The 22,607-nt window shown below is 59.2% G+C and carries 21 protein-coding genes; 7 read left to right on the forward strand and 14 right to left on the reverse strand.

Annotated elements, in window-relative coordinates:
* Positions 1-178 precede the first annotated feature (178 nt).
* The 5 genes from RT21_RS20230 to RT21_RS20250 all read left to right on the forward strand — a co-directional run bounded on the left by RT21_RS20230 (position 179) and on the right by RT21_RS20250 (position 4,973).
* The gene (locus tag RT21_RS20230; protein WP_045431917.1) at positions 179-1,510 is read left to right on the forward strand and encodes a TRZ/ATZ family hydrolase; all 1,332 of its coding nucleotides are present in this window, start codon (positions 179-181) and stop codon (positions 1,508-1,510) included.
* A gap of 143 nt (positions 1,511-1,653) precedes the next feature.
* A complete protein-coding gene (ubiG, locus tag RT21_RS20235; protein ID WP_046164163.1) occupies positions 1,654-2,352 on the forward strand; it encodes a bifunctional 2-polyprenyl-6-hydroxyphenol methylase/3-demethylubiquinol 3-O-methyltransferase UbiG in 699 nt (232 codons plus the stop codon).
* Positions 2,352-3,020: an N-acetylmuramic acid 6-phosphate phosphatase MupP gene (mupP, locus tag RT21_RS20240; RefSeq protein WP_046164164.1), complete on the forward strand. Its 669-nt coding sequence runs from the start codon at positions 2,352-2,354 to the stop codon at positions 3,018-3,020. The genes ubiG and mupP overlap by 1 nt, the downstream gene beginning before the upstream one ends.
* Before the next feature lie 72 nt (positions 3,021-3,092).
* On the forward strand, positions 3,093-3,833 hold the full coding sequence (locus tag RT21_RS20245; RefSeq protein ID WP_046164165.1) for a YciK family oxidoreductase: 741 nt from the start codon (positions 3,093-3,095) through the stop codon (positions 3,831-3,833).
* A 207-nt stretch (positions 3,834-4,040) separates the two neighbouring features.
* Positions 4,041-4,973, forward strand: a complete 933-nt coding sequence (locus RT21_RS20250; RefSeq protein ID WP_046164166.1) for a GGDEF domain-containing protein — start codon at positions 4,041-4,043, stop codon at positions 4,971-4,973.
* 82 nt (positions 4,974-5,055) lie between these two features.
* Here the strand turns inward: RT21_RS20250 and rluB are convergent, their stop codons facing one another.
* From rluB to zwf, 4 genes are all read right to left on the reverse strand, one after another.
* Entirely contained in the window at positions 5,056-6,186 is a 1,131-nt protein-coding gene (rluB, locus tag RT21_RS20255; RefSeq protein ID WP_046164167.1) for a 23S rRNA pseudouridine(2605) synthase RluB, read from the reverse strand.
* Positions 6,187-6,310: 124 nt separating this feature from the next.
* The gene (locus RT21_RS20260) at positions 6,311-6,967 is read right to left on the reverse strand and encodes a bifunctional 4-hydroxy-2-oxoglutarate aldolase/2-dehydro-3-deoxy-phosphogluconate aldolase (RefSeq protein WP_046164168.1); all 657 of its coding nucleotides are present in this window, start codon (positions 6,965-6,967) and stop codon (positions 6,311-6,313) included.
* A gap of 17 nt (positions 6,968-6,984) precedes the next feature.
* Complete coding sequence (pgl, locus tag RT21_RS20265; protein WP_046164169.1) at positions 6,985-7,698, reverse strand: 6-phosphogluconolactonase; 714 nt, start codon at positions 7,696-7,698, stop codon at positions 6,985-6,987.
* Positions 7,685-9,154, reverse strand: a complete 1,470-nt coding sequence (gene zwf / locus RT21_RS20270) for a glucose-6-phosphate dehydrogenase (RefSeq protein ID WP_046164170.1) — start codon at positions 9,152-9,154, stop codon at positions 7,685-7,687. The genes pgl and zwf overlap by 14 nt, the downstream gene beginning before the upstream one ends.
* A 162-nt stretch (positions 9,155-9,316) precedes the next feature.
* Here zwf and RT21_RS20275 point away from each other — a divergent pair, with 162 nt between their 5' ends.
* On the forward strand, positions 9,317-10,171 hold the full coding sequence (locus tag RT21_RS20275) for a MurR/RpiR family transcriptional regulator (protein WP_177327113.1): 855 nt from the start codon (positions 9,317-9,319) through the stop codon (positions 10,169-10,171).
* Here RT21_RS20275 and RT21_RS20280 read toward each other — a convergent pair whose 3' ends face one another.
* The 10 genes from RT21_RS20280 to edd all read right to left on the reverse strand — a co-directional run bounded on the left by RT21_RS20280 (position 10,172) and on the right by edd (position 21,457).
* Positions 10,172-10,363 carry a DUF1289 domain-containing protein gene (locus RT21_RS20280; protein WP_046164172.1) on the reverse strand — a complete coding sequence of 64 codons (192 nt, stop codon included), beginning with the start codon at positions 10,361-10,363 and terminating at the stop codon, positions 10,172-10,174.
* Positions 10,364-10,451: 88 nt separating this feature from the next.
* A complete protein-coding gene (locus tag RT21_RS20285) occupies positions 10,452-11,675 on the reverse strand; it encodes a maltoporin (protein ID WP_046164173.1) in 1,224 nt (407 codons plus the stop codon).
* A 235-nt stretch (positions 11,676-11,910) separates the two neighbouring features.
* A complete protein-coding gene (locus RT21_RS20290; protein WP_045427970.1) occupies positions 11,911-13,068 on the reverse strand; it encodes an ABC transporter ATP-binding protein in 1,158 nt (385 codons plus the stop codon).
* Positions 13,069-13,078: 10 nt separating this feature from the next.
* A complete protein-coding gene (locus RT21_RS20295) occupies positions 13,079-13,924 on the reverse strand; it encodes a carbohydrate ABC transporter permease (RefSeq protein ID WP_046164174.1) in 846 nt (281 codons plus the stop codon).
* The gene (locus tag RT21_RS20300; RefSeq protein ID WP_045427975.1) at positions 13,917-14,825 is read right to left on the reverse strand and encodes a carbohydrate ABC transporter permease; all 909 of its coding nucleotides are present in this window, start codon (positions 14,823-14,825) and stop codon (positions 13,917-13,919) included. Before RT21_RS20300 ends, RT21_RS20295 begins: the two co-directional genes overlap by 8 nt.
* A gap of 195 nt (positions 14,826-15,020) precedes the next feature.
* Entirely contained in the window at positions 15,021-16,271 is a 1,251-nt protein-coding gene (locus tag RT21_RS20305) for an ABC transporter substrate-binding protein (protein ID WP_046164175.1), read from the reverse strand.
* A gap of 169 nt (positions 16,272-16,440) precedes the next feature.
* Positions 16,441-17,901 (reverse strand): ATP-binding protein, encoded by a 1,461-nt coding sequence (locus RT21_RS20310; protein ID WP_046164176.1) that lies wholly within the window; start codon positions 17,899-17,901, stop codon positions 16,441-16,443.
* Positions 17,885-18,619, reverse strand: a complete 735-nt coding sequence (locus RT21_RS20315) for a response regulator (protein WP_045431919.1) — start codon at positions 18,617-18,619, stop codon at positions 17,885-17,887. The genes RT21_RS20310 and RT21_RS20315 overlap by 17 nt, the downstream gene beginning before the upstream one ends.
* A gap of 40 nt (positions 18,620-18,659) precedes the next feature.
* Entirely contained in the window at positions 18,660-19,631 is a 972-nt protein-coding gene (locus RT21_RS20320; RefSeq protein ID WP_046164177.1) for a glucokinase, read from the reverse strand.
* Positions 19,628-21,457 (reverse strand): phosphogluconate dehydratase, encoded by a 1,830-nt coding sequence (edd, locus tag RT21_RS20325; protein ID WP_046164178.1) that lies wholly within the window; start codon positions 21,455-21,457, stop codon positions 19,628-19,630. The genes RT21_RS20320 and edd overlap by 4 nt, the downstream gene beginning before the upstream one ends.
* 122 nt (positions 21,458-21,579) lie before the next feature.
* Here edd and gap point away from each other — a divergent pair, with 122 nt between their 5' ends.
* The gene (gene gap / locus RT21_RS20330) at positions 21,580-22,581 is read left to right on the forward strand and encodes a type I glyceraldehyde-3-phosphate dehydrogenase (protein WP_046164179.1); all 1,002 of its coding nucleotides are present in this window, start codon (positions 21,580-21,582) and stop codon (positions 22,579-22,581) included.
* The last annotated feature ends 26 nt before the right edge of the window (positions 22,582-22,607 follow it).

The raw sequence follows: 22,607 nt of genomic DNA on the forward strand, positions 1-22,607 counted from the left end.
GCACTCAGAAACTCACGTCAACCGTTGTTTTGAGCTTTGTTGATTATTCAGCTGCTGAGTCTGACGATCGTGTTCCTATATATATGTAGAGGCTTCAAAGTCTGCCTAGGCTTTCTTCAAACCGGGATCGACAGGCTTTACACTCAGCCCCCTCAACTCTACGTATCCGATGATCCAGATGCCTCACACTTCTGCCGAGCCGCTCGACCTCTTGCTATTTCCGACCTGGCTCGTCCCAGTCGAGCCAGCAGGTGTTGTGCTGAAGAACCACGCATTGGGAATCCGTGACGGGCGCATCATGCTGATAGCACCCCGTGAACACGCCGAACAGCACGTGGCCAAAGAGACGCGTGACCTTTCCGGGATGCTTCTTGCTCCAGGGCTTGTAAATGCTCACGGCCACGCAGCTATGACTCTTTTCCGCGGCCTGGCTGATGATCTACCGCTGATGACCTGGCTGCACGAGCATGTCTGGCCGGCAGAAAGCAGGTGGGTCGACGAGGCGTTTATCAAAGCAGGCACCGAGCTGGCTATCGCGGAACAGCTGCAGAGCGGGATTACCTGTTTTTCTGATATGTACTTCTTTCCTGAGGTCGTCAGCCAACTCGTACATAAACACGGGATTCGCGCGCAAATAACGATTCCGGTTCTGGACTTTCCTGTTCCTGGGGCCCGCAACGCCGACGAAGCGCTTCGTAAAGGTGTGGGACTGTTCGACGACCTCAAACACCATCCACGCCTTAGTATCGCCTTTGGCCCCCACGCTCCCTATTCGGTAAGCGACGATAAGCTGGAAAGCATCCGGACGCTGGTCGCAGAAATGGACATCGGCATACATATGCATGTCCATGAGACTGCACATGAGGTGGAAGAAGCGCTGAACCACTATGGTGAGCGCCCGCTTGCACGCTTGGCGCGCCTACAGCTTTTAGGGCCTCGCTTCCAAGCCGTGCACATGACCCAGGTGAACGACGACGACATTGCTCTGCTGGTCGAACATAACTGCAGCGTGATCCATTGCCCTGAGTCCAACCTGAAATTGGCCAGCGGTTTTTGTCCAGTGGAGCGTTTGTGGGAAGCCGGCGTAAATGTGGGCATAGGCACTGATGGAGCGGCCAGCAATAACGATCTCGACCTGTTGGGAGAAACCCGCACCGCGGCGCTGCTTGCTAAGGCCGTTTCGGGATCGGCGACCGCTCTTAACGCCCATCGCGCGCTGCGTATGGCCACGCTCAACGGTGCACGCGCTCTTGGGCTGGACGATCACACCGGATCGCTCGAGATCGGGAAATTCGCGGATCTAGTGGCCTTCGATTTATCGCGCCTAGCACAGCAGCCCGTTTATGATCCCGTATCCCAACTTATTTATTCCAGCGGCCGAGACTGCGTGCGTCATGTCTGGGTTGCAGGTAAGCAACTGCTCGACGACCGTCATCTCACCCGCATGGACGAGGAGCAGCTCATCGCCACCGCCCAAGAATGGGGAGAGAAGATCAGCTCAAAACACTGAGACGGGGCTACCCTCAGTTTTAACCACCGCGACAAACTGACTTACACGAAGCGTTTCAGTAGATGTCCCGCATCTGACCGAACCTGGCAACATGGGCCTCTGCTGTTCAAGCTTCCCCCTCAGGCTTATAAATGGAACAGACAATGAGCAACGTCGACCACGCCGAAATCGCCAAATTCGAAGCTCTCGCCCATCGCTGGTGGGACCGCGAAAGTGAGTTCAAACCGCTGCACGAGATCAATCCGCTCAGGGTCAACTGGATTGATGAGCACGTATCGCTAGCGGGCAAGAAGGTCCTGGACGTTGGCTGCGGAGGCGGAATTCTCAGCGAAGCCATGGCTCAGCGCGGCGCTACGGTGACGGGCATCGACATGGGCGAGGCACCCTTGTCCGTTGCCCGTCTGCATTTGCTTGAGTCGGAGTTAGAGATCGAGTACCGGCAGATCACTGCTGAGGCCTTGGCAGAAGAAATGCCAGAGCAGTTCGATGTAGTGACCTGCCTTGAGATGCTCGAGCATGTCCCTGATCCCGCCTCTGTGATTCGCGCGTGCTACAAGATGGTAAAGCCTGGCGGACAGGTGTTCTTTTCAACGATTAACCGCAATCCGAAGGCCTATGCGTTCGCAATCGTCGGCGCTGAATACGTGCTGCAACTGTTGCCGCGTGGCACACATGATTACCGCAAGTTCATCCGCCCATCGGAGCTGGGCGCCTGGAGCCGCGAAGTCGGGCTTCTGGTGAAGGACATAATCGGTCTGACATACAACCCCCTGACAAAACACTACAAGCTCTCACCTGACGTGGATGTGAACTACATGATCCAGACACTGCGGGAGGCCTGATGCGTTTGCGCGCAGTGTTATTCGATATGGACGGCACGCTGCTCGATACCGCTCCGGACTTTATCGCCGTGGCTCAGGCTATGCGCATCGCGCGCGGCCTAGATCGTGTTCCCGATCAGCAGGTACGTGACGTCGTTTCCGGTGGTGCTCGGGCGATGGTACTCAGCGCCTTTGACGTCGACCCGCTTTCTGATGAGTTTGAGATACTTCGACTGGAGTTTCTGGAGCGATATCAACGGCACTGTGCCGTTGAGAGCAAGCTATACGAAGGGATGGCAGAACTGCTGAGCGAGATCGAGCAAGCAGATCTGATCTGGGGTGTGGTCACCAACAAGCCGGTGCGTTTCGCCGAGCCGATCATGCAGCAATTGGGCCTGGCTTCTCGCTCCGCTGTTCTGGTCTGCCCCGATCATGTCAGCCAGAGTAAACCCGACCCTGAGCCTATGCTGTTGGCCTGTAGCCAACTCGACCTCGACCCTGCAACGGTCCTGTTCGTTGGGGATGATCTTCGCGATATCGAGTCCGGCCGTGCAGCAGGTAGCCGTACGGCCGCCGTGCGTTACGGCTACATCCACCCTGATGACGATCCGGATACCTGGGGCGCAGACGTGGTGGTGAATCATCCGCTCGAGCTCCGTCAGTTTCTCGAGCTGCGAACGCTGGACTGACCCTTCTCAGCCATCACCTTCTTTCGACAACCTTCAGTGGGCAATTGCCCCGCTCTGTTTATGAGGCTTCAGATGTTCGAGTACTCCGCCCATCCCGACCTGCTCAAGAATCGGATCATCATGGTCACCGGCGCAGGGCGCGGAATTGGCGAAGCCGCCGCGAAAGCCTACGCAGCACATGGAGCAACCGTCCTTTTGCTGGGCAAGAACGAGGACAACCTCAACCGTGTTTACGACGAGATTGAAGCAGCCGGCTGGGCGCAACCCGCCGTGATACCGCTCAATCTGGAAACGGCCTTACCGCACCAATACGACGAACTTGCCGCCACCGTTGAACAGGAGTTCGGACGGTTGGACGGCCTGCTCCTTAATGCCAGCATCGTCGGCCCCCGCTCACCGATCGAACAGCTGTCAGGCGACAATTTCATGCGCGTCATGCAAGTGAATGTCAACGCAACCTTCATGCTAGCCAGCACCCTATTGCCTCTGCTGAAACTGGCTGATGACGCTTCCGTGATTTTCACCTCCAGCAGCGTTGGCAGGAAAGGACGCGCCTATTGGGGCGGATATGCCGTCTCTAAATTCGCCACCGAAGGCTTGATGCAGGTGCTGGCTGATGAGCTCGACGGTACCAGCTCTGTGCGCAGCAATAGCATCAACCCAGGTGCGACCCGTACCGACATGCGCGCAAAAGCCTATCCAGGGGAGAATCCAGAAGTGAATCCATTGCCCGCGGAAATCATGCCTGCCTACCTGTATCTGATGGGCCCCGATAGTCAGGACGTAAATGGGCGGGCATTTGACGCCCAGTAGAATATCCAGCAGCGGCGCCTGTTTACTGGCGCCGATATGGCGGCCTGCATGTCAAATTGGCATCAGTCCGCCGTTTCGCTGGCAACCTGTTGCCGCCGGATTCGCCAGCCTCTATCTAACCAGCTGTTTTTATTAGATATTTCAAGTTGGCATCATATTCGCTATAGAACCTCTATCAACGCAGGCAGCGTTCTGAGGTTCACTCCCATGCTGGCAGATAAGCAGACCCCTTCTACAATCGATATCAGCACCGCGCGCGTTCGACGGCTGGACATCAGTTTCAGCAAAACACTGTCGACGGACCAACATGGCTTCTCCGAGCGGCTAAGGCTACTGACGCTGCGTTTGCAAACCAGCTTGGAACTCGACCGCCTGCTGGATTTCTTTTTTGAAGAAGTCAGCAATCTGGTTCCACTGCGAGCCCTTTCCTACAGCCACTCCGGCACCGACTTCCAGCTTCAAATAGGCGAAGCCAACGGCTTTGATGTCAGCTATTCACTTTCCCATAGCGGAGATTGCCTTGGCGAACTGTGCCTGTTCAGCTCGCAGTACGTACCCGACCCAGTCTTGGAACAACTGGAAAACGCCCTCGACTGCCTGCTGTTTCCATTGCGCAACGCATTGCTTTACCGACAAGCCGTTCAAGCCTCGCTCAAGGATCCGTTGACCGGCGCCGGTAACCGCGCGGCGATGGTCCACGCATTGTCGCGAGAGACCGAACTGTCCCGCCGCCACAGCCAAGCCGTGTCGGTAATCATGTTGGATATGGATCATTTCAAGCGCCTCAACGATACCTACGGACACCAGGCCGGAGACGCCGCCCTGAAAGCCACCGCGCTATTGCTCAAGGAGCAGTTGCGCAACGTCGACATGGTGTTCCGCTTTGGTGGCGAGGAGTTCGTTCTCGTATTGTCCAACAGCGGACCGGAGGCTGCGGCCGTTGTGGCCGAACGGATCAGGGCCGCCATTCAAAATCTGTGCTTGCTGGTGGGAGACAAACAGGTCCGGCTGTCGGCCAGCCTTGGTTGTGCGACCCACCAGCCAGGCGAGTCACAGGACGATCTGCTGCGTCGCGCCGATCAGGCTCTTTACCAAGCCAAACAAGACGGACGCAATCTGACGCGCGTGGCCTCGGCGTAGCGAAATTATCCGCGGTTCAAACAAACAAAAAAGGGCGAGACCTAATGGCTTCGCCCTTCTTTTTTCGCTTTACGCTAAACCGTCATGGCCGCTTGGAGCGATCACCACGTCCGAACCCAGGACGCTGTCCGTCAGTAGCTGCCGGACCACCGCGCTTCACCGGTGACGGTTTGCGATCTCGGCCCACAGCACCTGGCCGCTCCGCCACGGGCGTACCGCGACTTGGTTTGCCGCGTTCATCATTGTCGCGCGGCTTGCGTGCAGGTTTATCACCGCGAGCGCCCCGGCCGCGACCTGCGTCCCCAGCCACATCAGCTTCATGGGAAGAGCGCAACACACGAGGCCGACGGTCGCCACGTCCGATTGGTTTGGCCACCTTGCGCTGCATGCGATCAAGCTTGTCCTTGGTCTTGGCTTTCATGCCTGGCAGCGCCACTGACTTGAGGCCAACCTCTTCGCTGAGGATATCGACTTCGCTCTGCGACATTTCGCGCCAGCGCCCCATCGGCAGGTCGGAGGTCATGAACACCGGACCAAAGCGCACACGCTTCAGACGGCTGACCACCAGCCCCTGAGACTCCCACAAACGTCGGACTTCTCGATTACGACCTTCCATCACGACGCAGTGGTACCAGTGGTTGAACCCTTCACCACCCGGCGCTTCCTGAATGTCTGTGAAACGAGCCGGGCCATCTTCGAGCATGACGCCCGTCTTCAGGCGCTCAATCATCTCCTCGTCGACCTCGCCACGCACCCGCACCGCATACTCACGGTCCATTTCGTAAGAGGGATGCATCAGACGGTTGGCCAGCTCGCCATCGGTGGTAAACAGCAGCAAGCCAGTCGTGTTGATGTCGAGACGACCGATGTTGATCCAACGCCCCTCTTTCGGACGCGGTAGGCGATCGAAAACCGTCGGGCGACCTTCTGGATCGTCACGGGTGCAAATTTCACCATCAGGCTTGTTGTAGATGAGCACACGACGGACCGTTTCGGCCGCTTCTTCGCGCTTGAGCAAGCGGCCATCGACCGCAATGGCGTCATGCAAATCGACACGCTGTCCGAGCGTCGCTATGGATCCGTTGACCTTGACTCGGCCAGCTGCGATCCAGTTTTCCACGTCGCGGCGCGAGGCAAGGCCAATACGGGCCAATACCTTCTGCAATTTTTCGCCGTGGGCAATATGCGGGGTTGTATCTTCGTGTTCGGTCATCTGGGCACCTCCCGGTGTGGCAGTTCCGATAGAACGGCCGCGCACTATACGCGCAACGGAATGCTGAAGCACGAGAAGGTTAGCAGCCAGACAGGAGGCGCGCCCGGCGCGCCTCGATTTGCGGTCAACCTTTGTTCATGTTCAACGAGGCCAGCGCTTCAGCCGTGGCTTGCTGAATGGCCTCCCAATCGCCGCTCTTGAGCGCGGCACCATCAATCATCCAGGTCCCGCCGACACACATAACATTCGGAAGCGCCAAGTACTGCGCCGCGTTGTTTGCATTGACGCCACCCGTCGGGCAGAAGCGCACATCGGCAAAAGGTCCACCCAGCGCCTTGATGGCGGCAACTCCACCGCACACTTCGGCCGGGAACAGCTTGAAACGTCGATAGCCGAGCGCGTAGCCGCGCATGATGTCGGATGCATTGCTGATACCGGCCAGCAGTGGCACGGAGCAATTGACGCCAGCTTGCAACAGTTCGTCGGTGCAGCCCGGCGAGACGATGAACTGGGCGCCAGCCGCCTCGACCTCGTCCATCATGCGCTTGTCCAGCACTGTACCCGCACCGACGCAGAGGTTGGGCCGCTCCTGGCGCAAGCGACGAATGGCGGTAAGCCCATGCGCAGACCGCAGGGTGATCTCAAGGGCCGTCAGCCCACCAGCGGCGAGTGCATCGGCCAGCGGCAGGATTTGCTCCTCGCTGCCAATGGTGATCACCGGCAGGATGCGAGCTTCGGTACAGATCTTCTCGATCAGCGCGTTTTTCTGGTCCATGGTCATGGAAAAGTCCTCGGGCCTCACGGGCACCAGTAGATCTCTAAAGGAGAATGCAGAAACGCCCGAATGGGCATCTGCGAAGGTTCGAGCCGCATGGCCTGGCGCAGCGTTTCCAGCTTGGCGGAACCCTGAATCGCCAGGCATTGAACGCGAGCGGATGCCAGCAGCGGATAGGTCATGCTGATGCGCTGCTCCGGACTGACAGGCGCCAGCATGGGCAGACAGAAGTCAGTACCGATTTCGTCCAACCCTTTCGCCAACAGCGGGCTGTTCGGAAAGAGCGATGCGGTGTGCCCATCACTGCCCATTCCAAGCACCAGCACATCGATCGGCTGAGCGAAGCCAGCCAGCTTCTCGCTTGCCCGCTCTGCCGCTTGCTCCAGGGTCTGAGCTGCTTGATACAGGCCCACAAGCTGCGCATCAGCCGCGGCATTTTGTAGGAGGTGTCGGCGGAGCAAGCCCTCATTGCTTTCCGGATCTGACGGATCGACCCAGCGCTCGTCGGCCAAGCTGACCTGCACCTTCGCCCACGGCAATTCGCGCACTGACAGCGCTTCGAGGAACGCTATAGGGCTCCGTCCGCCCGACACCACCAGGCTCGCACGGTCATGATTGGCGACTGCGTATTGCAGCGCACCGGCAACCCGATCAGCCAACGCCTGCGCCAGCTGTTCCGGCCCCGGCAGGCTGTGCGCAATCACGTCCGACGGCAGTTCAAGTTCAGAGATCGCCATACCAAGACCTCCCGTCGCGCGTGATCAATGCAATAGAGGCGACTGGCCCCCAGGAACCGGCGGTATAGGGCTTGGGTGCGTCACCGATGCGCGACCAGCCGTCGATAAGCTGATCGCACCATTTCCAGGCGTACTCGATTTCATCCTTGCGGACAAAGAGGTTCTGATTGCCCTGCATCACCTCAAGCAGCAACCGCTCATAGGCATCGGGAATGCGCGAACTCTTGTATGTCTCGGAGAAGTTCAGCTGCAGCGGGCCGCTACGCAAATGCATGCCTTTGTCCAGGCCCTGCTCTTTGGTCATGACCTGCAGCGAAATTCCTTCATCCGGCTGCAAGCGGATGATCAGCCGATTACTGATCAACGACCGTTGCTCCGGCGCGAAGATATAGAAAGGCGGCTCTTTGAAGTGGATGACTATCTGGGAGACCTTTTCGGCCATTCGCTTGCCTGTCCGCAGGTAGAACGGCACGCCGGACCAACGCCAGTTGCAGATGTCGGCTCGCAGCGCGACGAAGGTTTCGGTACTGCTTTCAGCGTTGGAATTTTCTTCTTCCAGATAACCTGGAACCTGCTTTCCGCCGACCGCGCCCCCCACGTACTGGCCGCGCACAACCTGGCGAGATAAACGCTCTGGCGTGATTGGCGCCAGCGCCTTGAGCACCTTGACCTTTTCGTCACGAATGCTATCGGCAGTCAGGTCGCTTGGCGGATCCATCGCTATCAGACACAGCAGCTGCAGCAGATGGTTCTGGATCATGTCGCGCAGCTGACCCGCCTGGTCGAAATACCCCCAACGCCCTTCGATCCCGACCGTCTCGGCGACCGTTATCTCGACGTGGGAGATGTGGTGCTGGTTCCACTGGGTCTCGAACAGACTGTTGGCGAAGCGCAGTGCAATCAGATTCTGCACAGTCTCCTTGCCAAGGTAATGATCAATCCGGTAAATGCGCGTCTCGGGGAAGAACCGCGCAACCGAGTCGTTGACCAATCGCGACGACTCAAGATCGTGTCCAATCGGTTTTTCCAGCACCACACGGGTTTGTTCGGCGAGTCCGGCACCGGCGAGATGCTCACAAATAGAGCCGTAAACAGCAGCAGGCGTGGCGAAGTAGGCAATCAGTGGCATCGCCGGAGACACCTGTTCAGCCAGCGCTGCGTAGTCCTCTGCGTTGCGGAAGTCCATGGTCAGATAGCCCAGACGCGCCTGAAAGCGGCCAAGGGCGGCCTCATCCAGTTGCGCTGCCGGTACGTAGCGCCGCAGCGCTTGATCGATGCGCTCGAGATGGGTCGCTGGCTCTCCCTTGTCGCGGGACAGCGCCAATATGCGCGTATCGCTATTGAGCAGCCCCGCTCGGTCGAGCTGATAGAGTGCAGGGAACAACTTGCGCAGCGCCAGATCACCGAGGGCGCCGAACAAGGCAAAGGTAGTCGCGTCAACAGTAATAGCAGGCATGATTTTTATATTAACCAAATTAGGCTGCGTGACAGGTTCATCGCCGCATTTTAAGCAGAAAATGTTGTTATTAAAACAACATAACTCGATTTTTTCGTGCTCCAGTTTCGCTACTATCCGTAGCTTCGGGCACGAGTCCCTGAAGGAAGAGACATGGATCGCATGAAAAATCTCTTGGAACAGATAAAAAATCGGCTCGACGAGCTGAACAAGGCGGAGCGCAAAGTCGCTGAGGTGATCCTTCGCGACCCGCAGGAGGCGACGCGCTACAGCATCGCGGCACTGGCTCAGGCAGCAAAGGTCAGCGAGCCAACGGTGAATCGCTTCTGTCGCTCATTCGGGGCGGCCGGTTATCCCGCTCTGAAAATCCAGTTGGCACAGAGTCTCGCCAGTGGCGCTGCCTATGTCAGCCGGGCCGTAGAGGCCGATGACGGCCCAGAGGCCTACACCAGAAAGATTTTTGGCAGCGCCATCGCGTCGCTCGACAGTGCCTGCCAGGCGATCGACCCTCAGGCGATCAGCCATGCGGTCGACCTGATGATTCAGGCGCGTCAAATTCATTTCTTCGGCCTGGGTGCATCCGCATCGGTCGCGCTCGACGCACAGCACAAGTTCTTCCGGTTCAACCTGCCGGTGACCGCACACAGCGATGTCCTGATGCAGCGAATGCTGGCATCGGTTGCGCATACCGGTGATCTGTTCGTGATCATTTCCTACACTGGCCGCACCCGTGAACTGGTGGAAGCTGCAACCATCGCACGGGATAACGGCGCCTCCGTTCTGGGACTAACGGCCGCCGGCTCGCCGCTGGCGAAAGTCTCCACGTTGAGCCTGGACATACCGCTGCCGGAAGACACCGATATCTACATGCCAATGACGTCTCGGATTATCCAGCTAACGGTGCTGGACGCATTGGCAGCGGGCGTGACATTGAAGCGAGGCGTGGATTTCCAACCTCATCTGCGCAAGATCAAGGAAAGCCTGATGGCGACCCGCTACCCAAGCGAAGAGAGCTGATCACTTCTTTTTCTTCTTCGCCTTGCCTAGCTGCTTGAGTCGCTCGGTGGCCACTTCGTTGACCGCCTTGCGCTCCTTGTTCTTCATCCCCTTCCAGGCTTTCATCTCGTCCCGGCTGCGCCCGCAGCCGATACAGATGTCGTCTTTGAGCTTGCAGATACTGACGCACGGGTTTTTCGCCTTGTCGCCCAAAACCACCTCCAGTTCAGCTAAGGACCCCTACCAACAGTAGAAGCCCTTGCCGCCACTAGGTTCTAAGCGAGTTAGGCTATCGCCTCGATCAATCCCACCAATATTCGACCTGGACGCCGAAGTTGGACCCATGCTGCGCGCTGCCGAAAGCACCCGTTTCGGACAGCGCGCTGCCAGCGGCCATGAGATTGGCGGCTTCTTGCGCAGCGTCGTTCCACTGAGCGTAGGTGTAATACAGGCGGAACTCGGGACGCGCCCAGAACTTAGGGCCTGCGGGTGACCAGGTCGGGGCGATGGTGAACTTGGTCAGTTTGCGAGTTCCGGCTTCAGCGTCGATCTGATCGTGCCCCACCTCGGCCACCAGCTTGAACTCCTCGGTCAACGCATAAACCGGGCGCACGCCTACCGAAATCCAATCCTGGTCGCCGCCATCCTGACGCGTGTCCTTCTGATACACGGCCTGGAATTGCCCACCGAAACGCGGGGTCACCTGCCAATCGAAGAACTCCACGATCCGCCAGCTCTTGGCGCTTTCATCCAGGGTCACATCGCCCGTGTAGCCAAGCCCGGTGCCTGGGCCCTCGCCGTATTGCACTGCGAAGGTATTGCTGCCACCCAGGAACCCGACCTGCTCATGCTGAGCCGTCACGGACCAGCCACTGTTGGAGTCGCCACGGTCCGGATCGGCGATGTAGCTGACGCCGAACTGCAGCTCGCCGTTGGGGTTGGTGTCGAAGCCGCCGACGTTGAAATCGTGACGATTGGTGTAGTTTTCCTGGAAGACGCTGTCCTTACGCGAGAACGCGTAGCTGTATTGCAACCCTCCAATTTCGACGTTCTCGATGCCGGCACCGGTTGCACTCTGGTTCCAGTAGTAGAAGTCGGATATGTGGATGTCATTCCGCTTGTAGAATCGACGGCCGGCCCACAACGACCCGTTGTTCAGCGCAGCAACGTTGCTCCATTCGGCGTAGGCCTGTACCAGCCGCGCGAAGCCATGGTCGCCGGTGAACTTCGGAGTGTGGTCGTATTCGTTATACAGCGCAGCCATACCCTCGACGCTCAGCACCGAGCCGTCATCCATTGTGAACAGGTCCTGACGCAGCCCCAACTCGGCGTACTGCTCGCATTCGTTGCCCAGTCGGAACTTGGATGCTGCGCCCGGTAGCTGGAAGCAGGCCTGCGATTCGCTCGCAGTCGATTCGCCAATACCACTACGCACATAGCCGTTGAAGTCCAAAGCCTGCGCAGCAAACGGCATAGCGAGACTGGCCAGCGAGACAGCGAGGCCCAGGCGTGTCGTTTTTTTCATATCCGCTCCAATTAGCTCTTATTGTTGTTACTGCTCTTGGATTGAGCCGGTATGGCTCTCCTTTCGATCCGCATGCCAGCTTCGCTGGTCGTTGCGGCTCTATTTTTCACGGCAGGCGACCTTCGTCACCTACCGCTGAAAAACCCGAAATATCAATAACATTCCTACGAGACAGGCGCCGGTACGCAGATACACGGCGACCCGGCCTTTTCTTCACTTTGCTGTGGCCCGCGGCTCACCGCGCGACCAACCGGGTCACGGTGCCGTTGCGACCCGAGGAGCCGTTTCCGGGCGTGACGCCCAGTCGCTCACCGGTCTGCGCATCGAACAGCAGCACCTTGTCCGGCTCGAATTGCAGCGTCAGGCTCTCACCCGGATTCGGAGCGGCGTCCGGCGCCAGCCGGCAACACACCTTGGTCTGGTTGAGGCTGACGAAGATCATGGTGTCAGGCCCTGTCGGCTCGATGACCTGAACTTCGGCACGTAGCGAAGGCAGATCGGCTTCGGTCCCCACACTGATCTGCTCCGGGCGGATGCCAAGGATGACCTCTCGCCCTTCCAGTGATTGCCCATCCGCCAGATTCAACGGCAGCTCACAGCGATCCTGACCGCTTTCCAGCAGCGCGCGCCAACCATCGGCCTGACGGGTCAGCCGCAGCGGGATGAAGTTCATCGGCGGCGATCCAATAAAGCTCGCCACGAACAGGTTGGCGGGGTTGTTGTAGATATCCTTCGGCGTACCGAACTGCTGGACAATGCCGTCCTTCATCACCGCGACCTTGTCCCCCAAGGTCATTGCCTCGATCTGGTCGTGGGTGACGTACACCGTCGTGGTTTTCAGCCGTTGATGCATCAGCTTGATCTCGGTGCGCATCTCTACCCGCAGCTTGGCATCGAGGTTCGACAGCGGCTCGTCGAACAGGTAGATCTTCGGCCGCCGTGCCAGTGCCCGGCCCATGGCGACGCGCTGCTGCTGACCGCCGGATAGCTGAGAAGGTTTACGGCCCAGCAGATGTTCGATCTGCAGCAACTTGGCGACACGCGAAACTTCTTCCTCGATTTTCGCCGCTGGCACCTTGCGCATCTTCAAACCGAAGGCGATGTTTTCCTGCACGGTCATGGTCGGGTACAGCGCGTACGACTGAAACACCATGGCGATGTCGCGGTCCTTCGGGCTGGCACCGCTGATGTCGGCTCCGTCCAGACGGATCTCCCCACCGGTAATCTCTTCCAGCCCAGCGATGCAGTTCATCAGAGTAGATTTCCCGCACCCGGACGGCCCGACCAGGATCAGGAATTCCCCGTCGTCAATTTTCAAATCGATGTCTTTCAGCGTGTCGTGGTTGCTTCCGGGATAGCTCTTGCGGACGTTGCAAAGTTCAAGTGCAGCCATGATTGTTCTCCTACCCCTTGACCGCGCCGGCCGTGAGGCCACGCAGGAAATACTTGCCGGCGAGGATGTACACCAGCAGTGTTGGCAGCCCGGCGATCATCGCCGCGGCCATATCGACGTTGTATTCCTTGACGCCTGTACTGGTGTTCACCAGGTTATTCAGCGCCACGGTGATCGGCTGTGTATCGCCACTGGCGAACACCACACCGAAGAGGAAGTCGTTCCAGATCTGAGTGAACTGCCAGATCAAGCAAACCATGATCGTTGGGATCGACATCGGCAGCAGAATCCGCGCGAAGATCGTAAAGAAGCCGGCGCCGTCTAGACGTGCTGCACGAATCAACGCGTCTGGCACACTCACGTAGAAATTGCGGAAGAACAGCGTGGTGAACGCCAGGCCATAGACCAGGTGCACCAGTACCAGCCCCGGCGTGGTATTGGCCAATCCCAGCTGCCCCAAGGTGAACGACGCGGGCAGCAAGATCACCTGGAACGGCAGGAAGCAGCCGAACAGCAGCAGCCCGAAGAACAGCTGCGAGCCGCGGAAGCGCCACATGGCAAGCACGTAGCCGTTCAGCGCACCCAGCAGAGTCGAAATGATGACGGCTGGAACGGTGATCTTGACCGAGTTCCAGAAGTAGCCGCCCACCGCATCCCACGCCTTGACCCAACCAATGATGGTCGTGACCTCTGGCCATGAAAGCAGGTTGCCGGTTCGGATGTCGGCCGGTGTCTTCAAGCTGGTCAGCAGCATGACCACCAGCGGTATGAGATACATCGCAACAGCCAGAAGCAGCGTCGCGTAGATCGCCACTCGGCTGAACGTCAGGCGCTTGCGCCCTGCATGGCTAGTCATGGCGCTTGTTCCTCAGTTCCGAATACAGGTAAGGCACGACGATTGCCATCACTGCGCCCAGCATCAGGATGGCGCTGGCAGCGCCGAGCCCCATCTGCCCGCGAGTGAAGGTGTGCGTGTACATGAACATCGCCGGCAGGTCGGATGCATAACCAGGGCCGCCTGCGGTCATCGCCGCCACCAGGTCGAACGCCTTGATGGCGATATGCGCAAGAATCATCAATGCACTGAAAAACACCGGCCTCAGGCTAGGCAGGATGATGCGCAGGTAGATGCTCGGCAGGCTGGCACCGTCGATCTGCGCGGCACGCACGATGGATTGATCGACCCCACGCAAGCCGGCAAGGAATAGAGCCATGACGAAACCCGAGGCCTGCCATACGGCAGCGATCACCAGGCAGTAGACCACCCGATCCGGGTCTACCAGCCAGTCGAAACGAAAGCCCTCCCAGCCCCAGTCGCGCAGCATCTTGTCGATACCCAAGCCAGGGTTCAGCAGCCACTTCCATGCCGTGCCGGTAACAATCATCGACAGCGCCATTGGGTAGAGGTAGACGGTGCGAATGAAGCCCTCGCGGCGAATGCGCTGGTCCAGCAGAACCGCCAACAACACACCAATCGCGAGACTGATCGTGATGAAAAGCCCACCAAAGACCAGCAGGTTCTTGCTTGCCACCCACCAGCGATCATTGTTCCAGAGCCGCTCGTATTGCAGCAGCCCGACCCACTTGTAGCTGGGCATGAAGCTTGAATTGGTGAACGAAAGCAGAAAGGTCCACAAGATGTAGCCATAGAAGCCGACCAGAACGATCAGCATGCTTGGTGCGAGCACCAGCTTGGGTAGCCAATTCTGCAGCGCATCCAGCGGGGAAGCCTTGGTGAAAACGGCTGTTGAGCTCATGGTTGGCTCCGATTGTTTGCAGGTTTCATCACAGTCCCGTTACAGAAAGCGTCGATGTCAGCAGTCCAGCAAACGGACAGTCACAACAAAGATTTCGAGCAAGCCGATCCCGTTGCGGCCAGCCCGTGGCAGACCGCAGGGGAGCATCAGGTTGTTGTTCGTAAGACGGGGCGCGAGAACCCGCGCCCCAATGCGCTACTGGACCGCCTGAATCGCAGCAGCCAGTTGCTGGGCCGCCTTCTTCGGATCGGCCGACGGGTCGTTGAAGAAGTTCGTCACGACGTCGAAGACAGCGCCCTGCACATAGCTCGATGCGGCCATGCCGTGAGCCAGGCTAGGCACCAGCCCTGGCCCCTGCGCCGCTTCCTTGAAATCCTTCATCGACTGCTGGGCACAGGCATCGAACTCGCTCATGTCCTGATCGAGCCGCACCGGGATAGAACCCTTGTTCTGATTGAAGAACTGCTGGAATTCCGGCTCCATGACGATCCGAGCAAGATCCTGCTGAGCCTTGCGATTGTCATCGTTACTCAGCTTGAACATCGCCAGTGAGTCGATGTTGTAGGCAAAGCTGCCTTGGGTGCCGGGGAACGGCACGCACTTATAATCTTCACCCGCGATCTTCTTCGCCGCGCTCCACTCGCTCTTCGCCCAGTCGCCCATGATCTGCATGCCGGCCTTGCCGTTCATGACCATGGCCGTCGCGCTGTTCCAGTCGCGGCCCGCTGCGTTGTTATCAACGTAGCTGCGCAGCTTCTTCAGCGCCTCAAAGGTCTTGACCATTTTGTCGCCAGTCAGCACGTCGCGATCGAGCTCGACAAAAGCCTTGCGGAAGTCTTCAGGCCCAAGGATCGCCAGTGCCAGATCTTCGAAAACGGTTCCGTCCTGCCACGGTTGGCCGCCATGGGCGAGCGGCATGAAGCCCGCCGCTTTCAACTTCTCGGCGGCTGCGAAGAATTCCTCCAGGGTTTTCGGGGGCGTGGCGCCGGCCTTCTCGAACACGTCCGGATTGATCCACAGCCAGTTGACGCGGTGTACGTTCACCGGCACGGCGACGTAATCGCCGTCGTATTTCATGGCGGCGGACACCTGCTTGGGCAGCAGTTCGTCCCAGTTGGCTTTTTCAGCGACATCGTTGAGGTCGGTCAGCAGCCCTAGTTCACCCCATTCTTGGATGTCGGGGCCTTTGATCTGGGCGGCGGCGGGTGCGTTGCCGGATACGGCACGGGTCTTGAGGACGGTCATGGCTGCTTCGCCACCCCCACCGGCGACAGCGAAATCCTTCCACGTGTGGCCCTCTTCCTCCACGAGTCGCTGCAAGGTATCGGCGGCGCGCTTTTCGCCACCGGATGTCCACCAATGCAGAACTTCAACTTCGCCGGCCTGGGCAAACGGAACGAGAGAAACAAGGGAAACAGCAGTAACTAAACGATGAATCGCGTTCATGAGGGTTCCTTTTCTTGTTGTTATCGATGCAAGTCTTTGCTTGCGCTGCATCGATTCTAGGCGCGCCAACCTTCGCGCCGGGTAACGAAGGGATAGTGATTGGTCACCGTTTCGTTACAAAGCTCGGGTTTTGTAACAAGTGGAGAGAGTCGTCTGGTGCGGAGGGGCTTCATTCGGTCGTGCGCGGCAAACTCAAGGTCACGCGCAAACCACCGGCAGGCAGATTGCGCAGGCTGACCTCACCACCATGGGCATGCGCGATGTTGCGCGCGATACCGAGGCCAAGCCCATAGCCGGGTTGCTTGGCAGCCAGACGGAAGTTGGGCTCGAACACCTGCTTCAGCCAGCCCTCGGGTACGCCAGGGCCTTCATCATCGACATGCAGCACGAAGGTGCCGTTGTCGTCCTCGATTAGCAGATGGGCGCGCTCGCCATACTTCAATGCATTATCCAGCAAGTTGCCTATGCAGCGTTTCAGTGCCAGCGGCTTGCCGGCATAGGGTGCCCGAGCGCGACCTTGGACCGTAACGCGTCCATTGCCGCCAGGCGCCAGATACGGCTCGGTGACGCAATCGAGCAGGAGGTTGAGATCCAACGGTTCGATGTTTTCGTGGATATCGGTGTCCTTTACGCATTGCAGCGCGCCTTTGACCAAAAGCTCCAGCTCGTCCAGGTCGCGACTGAATTTGCGCTGCAAGGCTTCGTCCTCCAGCAGCTCCACACGCAACCGCAGCCGCGTGATCGGCGTGCGCAAATCATGCGAGATCGCACTGAACAGCTGGCTACGCTCGGTCAGGTAGCGCCCGATGCGCTCTCGCATGCTGTTGAATGCACGGCTGACCTCCACCACTTCGCTACCACCCGCCTCGGGCAGCAATTCAACCTCGCTGCCCAGCGACATTTCCCGCGCCGCTTGCGCCAGCTGCTTGAGCGGGCGGCTCTGCCAGTGCACCAGAATGCCAATGAACAGCAGCAGGAAACTGCTGGTAAGAAAGATGAACCAGAGTTGCTGCCTGGGGATTCCCTCGTCTTCGAGGCTGACATAGGGCGCCGGCATCAGCGAGGCGAGATACAACCATTCGTTCGGCGCGATCTGGATCTGGGTGACCAGCACCGGCGGGTTCAGCGGTTCCAGGCTCAATGCGTAATGCGCCCAGGATCGCGGTAGCTCATCGAGCTTCAGGCCGCCGTTGAATATGCGCAGATCGTCTGGACTGACGAAGCTCACCGACATGTCGACGTCCTTGCCGAGGCGTTCACGCAGCACCTCGTCGACCTCGGCCAGCACCGCCTGCTTACGCTCGGTCGGCGGCAGAATCTGCATCTCCAGAGGCTTGTCGTTCAGCGACACGAAAAAGCGTGTGCCACCCATGCTACGCAGCTGATCAAGCACCAACGGACGATAGCCCAACGGCAGGGAGCGAAAGTAGCTGACGCTGGCCGACATCGAATGCGCCAGGCTGCGTGCGCTGGTGAGCAACCCTTCCATTTGGCTTGCGCGAAGTTGCGAGACCCAGATGAAACTGGACAGCGCCTGCGCCATCAGCACCACCAGCAGCGTCAGGAACAGCATGCGGCCGAGCAGTGAGCGTGGAACAGGCAACCAGCGACGCTTAACCGAGCGCGTCATGGTGCGGTGCGACCTGCGCGGCGAGCATATAACCACTGCCCCGTACGGTTCGAATCAATCGCGGGCACTTTCCAGTATCGCGTAACCGCTGGCGCAGGCGACTGACCGCCATGTCGACAATCCGCTCGAGGGGCATGACCTCTCGGCCACGGGTGGCGTTGGCAATGGTGTCGCGGTCGAGAATCTGCTGGGGATGGTCGAGAAACAGCTTGAGTAACGCAAAGTCGGCGCCGGACAGCAGCACTTCTTCACCGTCCTGATGGAACAATCGGTGACTGACCATATCCAGCCGCCACTCGTCGAATGTCCGCACATCACTGCCACGCTCCTGGCCGAAGTTGACCCGACGCAACAGCGCCTTGATCCGCGCCAACAGCTCGCGCGGACTGAAAGGCTTTCCGAGGTAATCGTCAGCGCCCAACTCCAGGCCGATCACTCGATCAGCCTCATCGGAGCTGGCCGTCAGCATGATGATAGGCATCTGTGCCAGCCGCTGGTGGCCCCTCACCCAGCGGCAGAGGCTGAAGCCGTCCTCGTCAGGCAGCATCACATCGAGAATGACCAAGTCCGCAGGGTCGTGGTTCATGGCCTCACGAAACTGCGCGCCGTCAGCAACGGTGCGCACCCGAAAGCCTGATCGACTGAGGTAGGCGTCTAGTAGCTCGCGGATTTCCTGGTCATCGTCGACCAGCAGAATCGATCTTCCAACCTGGCTCACTGGCATCCATTCTCTTGTTATGTAGGTGTATCGAAGCGGGTCAGCCTCCGCTGGATGGGCCCTCCAGCAATTGCTGTAACGCTACGCCCGCGCCTTCCAGCCCAGGATAGTCAGCGGTTACCACCCAGACCGGAATCTCGTCAAAATAACGGCTCATGCAGCCTTTGTCGCGAAAACTCTGGCTGAACCCGCTACGGATGAAGAACTCAACGAAGCGCGGCACGATTCCGCCGGCGATGTAGACACCGCCTCGCGAACCCGTAGTCAGTACGTTGTCGCCAGCGATCCGACCCAACCAGACGCAGAATTGTTCCAGCACCGATGACGCGTATGCGTCGCCGGTCAAAGCCGCCGCGGTGACTTCGGCTGGCGTGGCCAGGCTTGGCTGTTTTCCATCCAGTACGCAGCTGGTTCGATAGAGTTCCAGCAAGCCACCGCCACTCAGGATCGCCTCGGCATTCACGTGCCCGAGCTTGTCGTGCAAACGCGCCCAAAGCGCAGCCTCACGCGAGGTGCCGATCGGCAGACAGACATGACCACCCTCCCCCGGCAGCGCCCGCCAGCCGCCTCCTGGCAAAGGCAGAAGCGTAGCGACGCCAAGGCCGGTGCCTGGGCCTATCACGAGGCGTGCTGCACCTAGCTCGGATCGACCCGGGCAGACCTCGATTAGCTCGCCTTCGCGCAGGCGGGTCATCCCCAATGCCATCGCGGTGAAATCGTTGACCAGCAGCAGATCGCTCAGACCCAGGTCTTCACAGAAGGCTTTACGGCTCAAGCGCCAATGGTTGTTGGTGAACGCGAACTCATCGCCCGAGACCGGCCCGGCACAGGCGAGGCAGACCGCCTGCAGCGCGTCAACGCTCTGCCCAGTGCCTTGCAGATAGGCACGGATCGCATCTTCCGGACGCGGGTAGTCCACGGTGGGCAGCACACGCACCGACTCGATCTTCTGGTTTCGCCACAGCGCGAAGCGCGCATTGGTGCCGCCGATATCGCCTACCAGTGCCGTCACTTGAGCGCCTCCAGCCCCTCGGTGAATACGCTTGCGCCCTTTTCCGCCGGGCTGAAGGCCGCGCGTAGGAAGCCGAACAGCTCGCGCCCACAGCCGATGCCAAGATCGTTCGGGGCAGACACATCGTCACGGCTATCGAATTCGGCTTGATCAACCAGGATTCGCAGCTCACCGGTTTCGCCGTCGACTCGAATGATGTCCCCGTCGCGCACACGGCACAACGGGCCGCCATCCAACGCTTCCGGGCTGACGTGGATAGCGGCAGGGACTTTTCCCGACGCGCCTGACATACGACCGTCGGTTACCAGTGCGACCTTGTAGCCACGATCCTGCAGCACGCCCAGAAATGGCGTCAGCTTGTGCAATTCGGGCATGCCGTTGGCCTTGGGACCCTGGAACCGCACAACCGCAACGAAGTCCTTCTCCAGCTCGCCATCCTTGAACGCCTGGGCCAGCTCGGCCTGGTCACTGAACACCCGCGCAGGCGCCTCCACGAAGCGATGTTCAGGCGCAACGGCCGAGATTTTCGTTACGCCGCGACCCAGATTGCCTTCCAGTACCCGTAAACCACCTTCTGGCGAGAACGCGCGCTCGACCGGGCGCAGGATGGCTTCATCCAGGCTGCTGGTCGGCCCTTCACGCCAGACCAACTTGCCGTCTTCGAGGAAGGGTTCCTGAGTGTATTGGTTAAGGCCTTTGCCCAAGACCGTATAGACGTCTTCGTGCAGCAAACCGGCCTCCAGCAGCGTCCGCACCATGAACGGAACGCCACCGCAGGCATGAAAATGGTTAACGTCTGCCTGCCCGTTCGGGTAGACCTTGGCGAGTGTCGGCGTCACTGCGGAAATATCTGCCATGTCCTGCCAGGTCAGCTGAATTCCCGCGGCCTGTGCAAACGCCGGAATGTGCAAGGTGTGGTTGGTCGAGCCACCAGTAGCGTTTAGGGCTACGACCGAGTTGATGATCGATTTCTCATCGACGATCTTGCACAGCGGCACGTAATTGCCCGACTGCGGCGTCAAGCGAGTCACCTGCCGCGCTGCTTCACGGGTGAGTTCGTCGCGCAGCGGTGTATAAGGATTGACGAAGGACGATCCCGGCAGGTGCAGGCCCATGATCTCCATCACCACCTGGTTGGTGTTGGCTGTGCCGTAAAAGGTGCAGGTGCCAGGGCTGTGGTAGGACAGCATTTCCGATTCCAGCAACTCCTCGCGGCTGGCCTTGCCCTCTGCGTACCGTTGGCGCACTTCCGCTTTCTGCTTGTTGGGGATGCCCGAGGTCATCGGGCCGCCGGGCACGAACACCGACGGCAGGTGACCGAAGCGCAGCGCGCCAATCATTAGGCCCGGGATGATCTTGTCGCAAATCCCTAGATAGAGCGCCCCGTCAAACATGTTGTGCGACAGCGCGACGGCGGTCGCCATGGCGATCACTTCGCGACTGGCTAGACTCAACTCCATCCCCGCCTCGCCCTGGGTCACGCCGTCGCACATCGCTGGCACGCCACCGGCGAACTGTCCGATCGAACCCACTTCCCGCAGGGCTTCTTTGATCAGGTCGGGAAAATACTGATACGGCTGATGCGCCGAGAGCATGTCGTTGTAGGCCGAGACGATGGCCACGTTGGCCTCATCCATCAATCGCAAACGCTGCTTGTCATCCGCCGAGCCACACCCGGCAACGCCATGAGCGAAGTTGGCGCATTGCAGCTTGCCGCGCTGGGGCCCGTCACTCGCCGCACCGGCCATTTGGGCCAGGTAACGCTGTCGGGTCGGCCGGCTGCGTTCGATCAATCGCTCGGTCACTTCTTGAATCCGCGGGTGCATGCCATCACTCCTGCTCATGAATCTGTAGTTTTACCAACAAAACAACATGGATTTGGGCTTGATTTCTATTTTGACAGGAATAATCTTGTAATTCCTACAACAAATTCCGCCCAGGACCTCTTATGACTATTCGCATCGCCATCAACGGCTTCGGCCGTATCGGACGCAACGTCCTTCGTGCTCTGTACAGCCAGAGCTATCGCGAGCATCTGCAGGTCGTGGCGATCAACGACCTCGGCAGCCCGGCGATGAACGCCCACCTGTTGCAGTTCGACAGCGTCCATGGCCATTTCGACGTAAAAGTTGAGGTGTCAGACGACCAGCTGTGGGTCAACGGCGACCCGATTGCCGTCACGGCGATCCGCAACCCTGCCGAGCTGCCGTGGCGCCAGCACAATGTCGATGTGGTCTTTGAGTGTACCGGGCTGTTCACCTCCCGTGAAAAAGCCAGCGCGCACCTTCAGGCGGGTGCTGGCAAGGTCATTATTTCTGCCCCGGCATCCGGCGTTGACGCCACCATCGTCTATGGCGTCAACCACGACACGCTGCGCCAATCGCACCAGATCATCTCCAACGCGTCATGCACGACCAATTGCCTGGCGCCGGTTGCACAGATCCTGTCACGCGAATACGGCATCGAACACGGCCTGATGACCACCATCCATGCCTACACCAATGACCAGAACCTCTCGGACGTCTATCACAGCGACCCGTTCCGGGCACGTTCGGCGACCCAGTCGATGATTCCGACCAAGACCGGCGCCGCCGAAGCGGTAGGCCTGGTGCTGCCGGAACTGGCCGGCAAGCTTACCGGCATGGCAGTGCGCGTTCCGGTGATCAACGTCTCGCTGGTCGACCTGACCCTGGAGTTGAGCCGCGAGACGACCGCCGAGGAAGTCAACGCATTGATGCTCGACGCCAGCCAGCAATCACCCATACTGGCCTGCAACTCGCTTCCCTTGGTCTCGTGCGACTTCAACCACAACCCGATGTCTTCGATCTTCGACACCAACCACACCAAGGTTAGCGGACGCTTGCTGAAAGTGATGGCTTGGTATGACAACGAGTGGGGTTTTTCCAATCGGATGCTCGATACTTGCCGCGCTCTTCACGAAGCGTCATAACCGCATCAGCCCATCCCAGCGACCAA

The organism is Pseudomonas sp. 10B238, from assembly GCF_000970615.1.
Lineage (GTDB): Bacteria > Pseudomonadota > Gammaproteobacteria > Pseudomonadales > Pseudomonadaceae > Stutzerimonas.

Bases quoted from the DNA above. Each gene is read 5' to 3' on its own strand.
- edd (WP_046164178.1), bottom strand. From the start codon at position 21,457: ATGCACCCGCGGATTCAAGAAGTGACCGAGCGATTGATCGAACGCAGC.
- ubiG (WP_046164163.1), top strand. From the start codon at position 1,654: ATGAGCAACGTCGACCACGCCGAAATCGCCAAATTCGAAGCTCTCGCC.
- RT21_RS20245 (WP_046164165.1), top strand. From the start codon at position 3,093: ATGTTCGAGTACTCCGCCCATCCCGACCTGCTCAAGAATCGGATCATC.
- mupP (WP_046164164.1), top strand. From the start codon at position 2,352: ATGCGTTTGCGCGCAGTGTTATTCGATATGGACGGCACGCTGCTCGAT.
- RT21_RS20260 (WP_046164168.1), bottom strand. From the start codon at position 6,967: ATGACCATGGACCAGAAAAACGCGCTGATCGAGAAGATCTGTACCGAA.
- RT21_RS20285 (WP_046164173.1), bottom strand. From the start codon at position 11,675: ATGAAAAAAACGACACGCCTGGGCCTCGCTGTCTCGCTGGCCAGTCTC.
- zwf (WP_046164170.1), bottom strand. From the start codon at position 9,154: ATGCCTGCTATTACTGTTGACGCGACTACCTTTGCCTTGTTCGGCGCC.
- RT21_RS20300 (WP_045427975.1), bottom strand. From the start codon at position 14,825: ATGAGCTCAACAGCCGTTTTCACCAAGGCTTCCCCGCTGGATGCGCTG.
- RT21_RS20290 (WP_045427970.1), bottom strand. From the start codon at position 13,068: ATGGCTGCACTTGAACTTTGCAACGTCCGCAAGAGCTATCCCGGAAGC.
- RT21_RS20295 (WP_046164174.1), bottom strand. From the start codon at position 13,924: ATGACTAGCCATGCAGGGCGCAAGCGCCTGACGTTCAGCCGAGTGGCG.
- rluB (WP_046164167.1), bottom strand. From the start codon at position 6,186: ATGACCGAACACGAAGATACAACCCCGCATATTGCCCACGGCGAAAAA.
- RT21_RS20305 (WP_046164175.1), bottom strand. From the start codon at position 16,271: ATGAACGCGATTCATCGTTTAGTTACTGCTGTTTCCCTTGTTTCTCTC.
- RT21_RS20310 (WP_046164176.1), bottom strand. From the start codon at position 17,901: ATGACGCGCTCGGTTAAGCGTCGCTGGTTGCCTGTTCCACGCTCACTG.
- RT21_RS20275 (WP_177327113.1), top strand. From the start codon at position 9,317: ATGAAAAATCTCTTGGAACAGATAAAAAATCGGCTCGACGAGCTGAAC.
- RT21_RS20230 (WP_045431917.1), top strand. From the start codon at position 179: ATGCCTCACACTTCTGCCGAGCCGCTCGACCTCTTGCTATTTCCGACC.
- pgl (WP_046164169.1), bottom strand. From the start codon at position 7,698: ATGGCGATCTCTGAACTTGAACTGCCGTCGGACGTGATTGCGCACAGC.
- gap (WP_046164179.1), top strand. From the start codon at position 21,580: ATGACTATTCGCATCGCCATCAACGGCTTCGGCCGTATCGGACGCAAC.
- RT21_RS20250 (WP_046164166.1), top strand. From the start codon at position 4,041: ATGCTGGCAGATAAGCAGACCCCTTCTACAATCGATATCAGCACCGCG.